Below are 6120 nucleotides of genomic sequence, written 5' to 3'. Positions count from 1 at the left end.
GCAACAAGAACTGGTAGCCCACGAGGGGCGGCATCGCGGAGACAGCGGTGCCGCCCCGATGGCCCGCGGGCGACATTTGTCCAAGACCGGCGGGCGGCGGCGCGCGCATGCTCTGCGGCATGAGTGAATACCCGATGCATGTCGTCCACGACGGTCCGGGGGAGGCGCCACCGCTGTTGCTCATCCACGGGTCCGGGGCTTCGAGCGGCAGCTGGAAACCGCTGATCCCGGCGCTCGCCGCCCGCCATCACGTCATCCGGATCGACCTGCCGGGCTGCGGTCAGTCGCCGCCCCCGCCGTCCTACGACGTGCCCGCGCAGGCCGCCCGGGTCGCGGCGGTGCTCGACGGCCTGCGGCTGCGAAGCGTCGCCGTGGCCGCGCACTCCAGCGGCGGCTACGTGGCGACCGCGCTCGCCGAGCAGCGGCCGGACCTGGTGGGTTCGCTCATGCTGATCAGCACCGGTCCGGGTCTCGACGCGCTCCTCCCGCAGCCGCTCCTCCTGCGAGTGCTGATGGCTCCGCCGTTCGGCCCGATCCTGTGGTCGACGCGCTCGGACGCGATGATGCGCCGGGGCATCACCGCGACCTGCGTACGCCCCGTTGACATCCCGGACGACGTCATCGCCGAGTTGCGGGGAACCACGTACCGCGCGGTCCGGTCGGTGCTGCGGGCGAACGAGGCGTACATCGCCGAGCGCAGCGTGCCCGAGCGGCTCGCCGGCCTCGGTGTGCCCCTGCTGGTGATCTTCGGCGCCGCCGACCCGCGCTGGGATCCGGCCTCAGCGCACCGGTACGAAACGGTGCCGGGAGCGCGGCTCGAACTCCTGCGGGGCGTCGGCCACGTGCCGATCTTCGAGGCCACCGAGGCGACCGCGAGCCTGCTGCTGACCCACACGGCAACCGCCCGTGAACCCTGAGTCCTACGCTGGTCCTGTGCTGTCGCCGGTCGGAATCTGGTCGGAGGTCGAGGTCGCCGTGCCGGGACCGGCGGTCCGGCTGCCCGGGGTCAGCATGGCCGGGTTCAGCCAGCGTGGCACTGCGTCGTGGGACATCGACATGGTGGCGCATCCCTCGGTCACGCTGCTCTTGGACTTGAGCGAGGGCGACGGCGCCATCTACGACAACCGTGGCCGGAGGAGGCAGGGCAGCGTGGCCATCGGGCTCCTTCCCGGTGACCTGCGGGCGGCCGGCTGGGCGCGGGTCGAGTGCCTGCAGATCCGGCTGGAGCCGACGCGGGCGGCTGCCGTGCTCGGCGTCTCGGCCGACCTCAGCGGCGAGGTGGTGTCCATGCACGACGTCTGGGGCCGCGGGTCCGGGCGCCTCGAGGACATGTTGCGCGCCGCCGGGTCGTGGGACCAACGGTTCCGGATCGCGGCCGAGACCCTCGCGCCGCGGCTGTTCGACCGCGCGGCGGTCGATCCCGAGGTCGTCCATGCCTGGCGGCGGACGCTCACCAGCCGCGGGCGGGTCCGGGTGGACGGGCTGGCCGACACGGTGGGCTGGAGCCGCAAGCGACTGTGGTCCCGCTTCCGCGCACAGCTGGGCATCACGCCCAAGCGCGCCGCCCGGCTGGTGCGCTTCGACCACGCGGCCCACCTGCTCGCCGCCGGCCACGACGTGGCCCGCGTGGCGAGCGAGAGCGGCTACGTGGACCAGTCGCACCTGCATCGCGAGGTGAAGGAGTTCGCCGGACTGACGCCGACCGGCGTGGCCGCCGCGCCGTGGCTGGCGATCGACGACCTCGCGTGGCCGGCACCGCCCGGCGGGGCTATTTCGCGTAGGTCGCCCGGAGGCCGTCGGTCGTGATGACCCGGTCGCCGAGGCGTAGCCGCACGATCGAATACTTGAGCTCGAGCCTCGCGCCGGCGTCGATGTCGCCTTCGAAGGTGAACGTCCGGCTCGAGCGCGGCGCCATCCTGCCGAGGTCGCACTCCGAGATGTCATCGGTGCTGCTGCAGCCCTTGGCCGTCACGGCCTGAACCTCCACCAGTCGGACGAGAAGCGTCGGGTGCACCGCCGCCGAGCCGGTGTTGCGGACCTTCACCGTCATGACGCCGTGCTGCTTGCCGCCCGACGGCGGGCCGAAGGCCAGGGCCGAGACCGTGGTCTCGAGGTGCGCGGCCGACGGGCTCATCTCGAACGAGCGCGGACCGCCGGTCTGGGCGAACCTGGAGCCGTTCCAGCCGTAGGTACGCCATTGGGAGGTGCCCAGCCGGGCCGCGCCGTCGGTGAAGGTGGTCTCGTAGCTGCCGACCCGCACGTCGACCTGCGAGCCGCGGACCCGCAGGTCGGTCACGCTGTGAATCTCGTCGTCCTTGGGCGGGTCGGGCTCGCCGCCGGGCGGCTGCACCACCAGGCCGATGCGGCGGAACGTCCCGTCGGCGTTCTTGTGGAACGCCACGACCTGGCCGATGAAACCCTCCCCGGGCCTGCACCTGATCAGGGCGATGTCGTCGCCGGACCCGTCGCCGTCGACGTCGGCCGCCGCCACCTCGCCCAGGGTCGTGATCGCGCCGGCCCTGCCGCCGGTGAATTTCGTCGGGCCCGACGGGCACTCCGTGGCGTCCGCCCACTCCGGCAGGTCCAGTCGCGCGTTACGCAGGTCGTGGGCCTTTCCGGGAGTGGTGCCGCCGGTCGGGGACGAGGCCGTCGACGGCGCGGTCGTCGTCGGCTCCGCCGGCTTCATCGATGTGGCTGGGACGCTGGTCGGCACGCCGCCGACGGGTGCGCCGTTCCGGTCGTCGTCCCGGAGTGCCGCATATCCGGCACCTGTACCCACCATCGTCACCGCGACGAACGCGGCCGCGCCGGCGACGCGCCGGTTGCGGCGATGCCGGGCGGTGACGATCGAAGCGCCGGCACCCGCCGGCTTCATGGCGGCCATCGTGGTCGTCCGATAATCGGCGACGGCGTCCGCGATCACCCTGTCACTGAAGTCAGGATCAGACATCGCTCTGCTCCTCCGATCGATCGGTGAGTTCGGCCGCGACCGCCGCACGGGCGCGGTGCAACCAGGACTTGACCGTGCCTTCGGGTACGCCCTCCTGCTCGGCGATCTCCAGCACCGTGAGGTTGCCGATGTAGAACAGCACGAAGGCACGCCGATGCTTGTCGGGCAGCTTGGCGAGCTCGCGGGTGAGCGCCACGCGGTCCGGGCCCGGCCCGTCGACGTGCTGCTCACGCTGACGCAGCAGGAACCGCATCGCGGTGCGGCGTCGCCGCCAGCCGCTGGTGGCGAGGTTCCAGGCGACCCGGCGGACCCAGTCGGCGGGGCGTTCGTACGACGAGATCTTGTCCCAGCGCGTCAGCGCCCGGGTGAACGCTTCCTGCACCAGATCCTGCGCCTCGGCGAGGTCGCCGACGTAGGCGTTGATCTGCAGCGTCAGCGAGTGGAAATGCGTGGCGTACAGCTTCTCGAAGTCGCTCAGCCGAGTCTCGGATCTGGCCGGCGCCCGCGCGCCCGATGGATCCCGTACAGCGATCATGAGAGTCCCCCTTCGGCGACTTCACGTCTGGATCGCGGCTGAGGTTGCGCAGTGCGGGGGCGGCATCTCCGGACGGAGGTGCCGCCCCGGCGACTACAGGCCGGCCGCGTGGGCGGCCGCCGTTCCGCCGACGATCGGGAGCAGGATTCTGCTGGAGCGCAGCTGGTAGGTGATGCGGGCGTTGTTCGGGTCGGACTGGCTGGAGTACTGCGGGTAGCTGCCCACCACGATCACGCCGATGCGGTGGCCCGCCGGGAAGACGTAGTCCTCCGGCAGCAGCGGGAAGTCGTAGTTGTAGGCCGTGCCCGGGGTCAGCGGCGCCGCCACCCGGATCGACTCGCGGTTGGCCGCGTCGTGGATGCCCTTCGTGACGACCTCCAGGTCGGCCGTGGCCGTCCGCTTCGCCGTCTGGCGATAGCAGCCGTCGTCCGTGGCGCTCGACTCGCCCCAGCAGTCCTGGGTCGTGAGCGTCACGATGCCCTCGCCCGGCTGGCGGTGCGCGACCCGGGTGGCCGTGCCGTAGTCGACCAGGATGACGCCCAGGTTGGTGTCGGTCTTGTCGGCCGCGGCGCGCACCTGCAGGCGGGCGGTGCCGGAGACGTGCAGATCCGCCGTCAGCGGGCCCGACACGTACGCGAGCCGGTTCGGCTGCACCGCGTCCGGGTTCTGCACCATCGTGTTCTGCGACTGGGTCGTGCTGTCCTGCAGCGACTCGGTGGCGGACGCCGCCGCGGGGACCAGACCCAGGTCGCCGCCGGGCTGGAAGTACACCTCGGTCGGGGTGCTGCCCGGCACCGGCCAGTCGGCGTGGGTCTCCCACACGTCCGCGGACCGCTCGATGTCGACGCGCGGCTCGTCCATGATGCCGTTGGCGACGCCGTGCAGCCAGAAGTCGAACCAGCGGTGCAGCGTGCTCACCCACACCTCGCGGCGCACGTCGAACGGGTCGACGTGGCCCTCCTGCGACAGCCACGCCTTGCGCGGGATGTTGTTCTCGGCCAGCGCCGCCCAATACTTGCTGAAGTGGTCCGGCCGCACGTTGTCGTCGTTCAACCCGTGGTAGAACAGCACCGAAGCGGTCTGGTTCGGCACCTTCTTGACGTAGCTGCGCTCGTTCCAGAAGGCCGTGTAGTCGCCGGTCTCGTCGCCGTCGGCCGCGCCGATCTCGGCCCGCACCGGCGCGCAGTAGTCCCGCCGTGACGGGTTGGTGACCACGTTGGCCAGGTAGGACACGTAGTCGCCGCCGCGGGTCACGACCCCGTTGGAGCGCACGTAGTCGTAGTACTCCGACGGCGGGCTGATCGGCACGACGGTGGTCAGGCCCTTGACGCCGGTGACCGCCGTGGCCAGGGCCAGCGAGCCGTCGTACGACTTGCCGATCATCGCCGACCTGCCGTTGTCCCAGTCGGCCTCGACCACGTTCCCGGCCGCGTCGCGGGCGGTGGCCCGGCCGTTCAGCCAGTTGATCGCCTGCTTGGCGCTCAGGTTGTCCTCATTGGCGTTGGTGGTGGGGCAGCCGGTCGAGTTGCTGGTGCCGACCATGTCGAGCTGGATCACCGCGTAGCCGCGCGGCACGAAGTAGTTGTCGTAGAACAGCGGCCACTTGTCGAGCAGGCCGTCGCCGTCGAGGTCCTGCTTGCACTCGGACTCGTTGCCGCGGCACAGGGTCGAGTAGTACGGGCTGGCGTCCATCACGACCGGCACCTTCAGCCCCTGCTCGGTGGCCCGCGGCCGGATCACGTCGAAGGCGATGATGTCGCGCAGGCCGTCGTGGTCGCTGTCGAAGGTGGAGTCGATGAACAGCCGTTCCCGGATCGCGTCGGCGTAGCCGAACACCGGCTGGGTCACTCCGCCGGACACCACGATCTGTGGGGGTGGGTCCGCGGCCAGCGCCGGAGTCGCGGTGACCGCGAGGGCCACCGCGACGACGGCGGTGAGAAAGGGCAGTCGTGTCATGCCAGCAGAGCGTATGGACCAAAGTGGACCGCGGCTACCCGCCCACGGCTACCCGCCCAGCGCGTCCAGGGTCCGGTCGAGCGATTGGTCACTTTCGATCAGCACCGGCGTCGTGCCGACCTCGGGGCTCGCCGCCGCCCCGGTCAGCTGCTTCGCCGGCAGCGCCACCTTCACCGGCGCATCCTGCGACCACACCACCATGCGGGTGCCGCCCTCGCCGGTGAAGGCCACGCCGTCGAGCCCGTCCTGTGCGACCGGCGCCGCGGAAGAGCCGCGGGCGGCATCGGCCAGCGCCGCCAGCATCACCCCGGCCGGCCGCTCGGCACCGTCCGGTTCGAGCAGCCCGGCCCGCACCTCGGCGCCGGCCCGGTTCCCCGGGTTGAAGGCCAGTGGCAGCCACACGATGTCGATCGCGCCGCCGCCGGCCAGCTCTCCGGTCACCTTGGTCATCTCGTCGGCGACCACGGCCGGGTCGGCGTCCGCCGACTTCTCGAACCGGCCCACCTCCCACGCGGCGATCGGCACACCGGCCGGGGTGGTGGCCTTCAGATGGTCGAGGAGGGCGGGCAGGCCGTCCGGGTGCTCGTAGAAGTGTTTGGGAACTTTGAGCAAGAGGCAAATGAAAAACAAGAAAATGCATTATCTGATTATTATTCTTTCAAGGACTAGTATAACATAA

Annotated in this window: 6 protein-coding genes; 2 read left to right on the top strand and 4 right to left on the bottom strand. The window is 71.0% G+C overall.

What is annotated here, in order from left to right:
- Positions 1-119 precede the first annotated feature (119 nt).
- The gene (locus AB0M20_RS22065; protein WP_364300926.1) at positions 120-917 is read left to right on the top strand and encodes an alpha/beta hydrolase; all 798 of its coding nucleotides are present in this window, start codon (positions 120-122) and stop codon (positions 915-917) included.
- 16 nt (positions 918-933) lie between these two features.
- Positions 934-1806 (top strand): helix-turn-helix domain-containing protein, encoded by an 873-nt coding sequence (locus AB0M20_RS22060; protein WP_364300923.1) that lies wholly within the window; start codon positions 934-936, stop codon positions 1804-1806.
- Here AB0M20_RS22060 and AB0M20_RS22055 read toward each other — a convergent pair.
- The 4 genes from AB0M20_RS22055 to AB0M20_RS22040 form a co-directional block, all read right to left on the bottom strand.
- Positions 1769-2950 (bottom strand): hypothetical protein, encoded by a 1182-nt coding sequence (locus AB0M20_RS22055; protein ID WP_364300921.1) that lies wholly within the window; start codon positions 2948-2950, stop codon positions 1769-1771. The two genes, AB0M20_RS22060 and AB0M20_RS22055, sit on opposite strands and share 38 nt — an antisense overlap.
- Positions 2943-3485: a sigma-70 family RNA polymerase sigma factor gene (locus tag AB0M20_RS22050; RefSeq protein WP_364300919.1), complete on the bottom strand. Its 543-nt coding sequence runs from the start codon at positions 3483-3485 to the stop codon at positions 2943-2945. The genes AB0M20_RS22055 and AB0M20_RS22050 overlap by 8 nt, the downstream gene beginning before the upstream one ends.
- A 93-nt stretch (positions 3486-3578) precedes the next feature.
- Complete coding sequence (locus AB0M20_RS22045; protein WP_364300917.1) at positions 3579-5441, bottom strand: CocE/NonD family hydrolase; 1863 nt, start codon at positions 5439-5441, stop codon at positions 3579-3581.
- Between the two features lie 48 nt (positions 5442-5489).
- Positions 5490-6053: a hypothetical protein gene (locus AB0M20_RS22040; RefSeq protein ID WP_364300915.1), complete on the bottom strand. Its 564-nt coding sequence runs from the start codon at positions 6051-6053 to the stop codon at positions 5490-5492.
- Positions 6054-6120 lie beyond the last annotated feature (67 nt).

The organism is Actinoplanes sp. NPDC051633 (genome assembly GCF_040681735.1).
Lineage (GTDB): Bacteria > Actinomycetota > Actinomycetes > Mycobacteriales > Micromonosporaceae > Actinoplanes.
Note: the sequence above shows the minus strand (reverse complement) of the source record. Positions and strands in the feature narration are given on the sequence as shown.